Source organism: Streptomyces sp. NPDC097129 (assembly GCF_055668065.1).
In genome coordinates this window covers 1-1,425 of the sequence record NZ_JBVOQE010000064.1, presented here as the reverse complement: position 1 = coordinate 1,425, position 1,425 = coordinate 1, and the positions used below count along the sequence as shown (strand labels likewise).

The window sequence follows — 1,425 nt, the reverse complement described above, 5'->3', positions numbered from 1 at the left end:
TCGCTGCAGGCGAACAACGCGAACTTCTTCACCAGCACCGAATTCGTCACCAGCGATGCATCGAATCTGCGTTTCGGTATCCGTGACCTACTGACGGTCACCGTGCTCAGTTCGGTGTTCGCTCTGGCGATTGCGGTGCCGATCGCACTGGGTATCGCTGTGTTCTTGACGCAGTACGCGCCAGCGCGTCTCTCCCACGCTTTCGGCTCGATCGTCGATCTCCTCGCCGCAGTGCCCTCGATCGTGTTCGGTCTCTGGGGAATTTTCATCCTCGCCCCCAAGCTCAGCCCGGTCGCGGAGTTCCTCAACGACAACCTCGGCTGGTTCTTCCTCTTCAGCGAAGGCAACGTCTCCTTGACCGGCGGCGGAACCATCTTCACCGCAGGAATTGTTCTCGCGGTGATGATCTTGCCGATCATCACCTCCGTCACCCGAGAGGTCTTCCGCCAGACACCGCGCTCGCAGATCGAAGCGGCACAGGCCCTCGGCGCCACCAAATGGGAAGTCGTGCGTATGACCGTGCTGCCTTTCGGGCGCAGCGGCATCATCGCCGCGTCGATGCTCGGTCTGGGTCGCGCTCTCGGTGAAACCGTGGCCGTGCTGATCATCTTGCGTTCGGCTGCCAATGCCTCGACCTGGTCGCTCTTCGACGGCGGTTACACCTTCGCCTCGAAGATCGCCTCTGCAGCGGCAGAGTTCAGTGCTCCCCTTCCGACCGGCGCGTACATCGCCGCTGGTTTCGTCCTCTTCGCATTGACCTTCGTCGTCAACGCACTCGCTCGCATGGTCGCGAAAGGCAAGGTCAACGGATGAGCGCCGATCTCCTCGATGCGCCGGCCAAGGCGCCGACGTTCCAAAGCATCAGCACCAGCCGCAAAGCCAAGAACGGTATCGCCACCGTACTGTTCTACGCTGCCTTCGGTATCGCGCTGATTCCTATGGTGTGGGTGCTGTTCACCGTCATCGAAAAGGGATGGCGCGCCATCACCTCCTCCGGTTGGTGGACGAATTCTCTGCAGGGTGTGCTTCCGGAACAGTTCGCCGGCGGCATCTACCACGCGCTGTACGGCACCTTGATCCAAGCAGCGATCGCAGCGCTCATCTCCGTCCCGCTCGGCATCATGGCCGCGATCTACCTGGTCGAATACGGGCGCGGAGCCTTCGCTCGCACAGTGACCTTCATGGTCGACGTTCTCGCAGGTGTGCCCTCGATCGTTGCGGCGTTGTTCGTTTTCAGCCTGTGGATCGCCACCCTCGGATTAGAACAGAGCGCTTTTGCCGTCTCGCTGGCGCTGGTGCTGCTGATGCTGCCGGTCGTCGTACGCAACACCGAGGAAATGCTCAAGCTCGTCCCGGACGAGCTTCGGGAAGCCTCCTACGCACTGGGCGTCCCGAAGTGGAAGACGATCATGCGCATCGTCATCC

Annotated in this window: 2 protein-coding genes; both read left to right on the top strand. The window is 61.4% G+C overall.

Annotated elements, in window-relative coordinates:
• Positions 1-813 (top strand): phosphate ABC transporter permease subunit PstC (gene pstC, locus AC0B9F_RS38110; RefSeq protein ID WP_472010391.1); only part of this gene is annotated, 813 nt, incomplete at its 5' end.
• On the top strand, positions 810-1,425 hold a 616-nt coding region (locus AC0B9F_RS38105; protein ID WP_472010389.1), incomplete at its 3' end, for a PstA family ABC transporter permease. The genes pstC and AC0B9F_RS38105, both read left to right, overlap by 4 nt.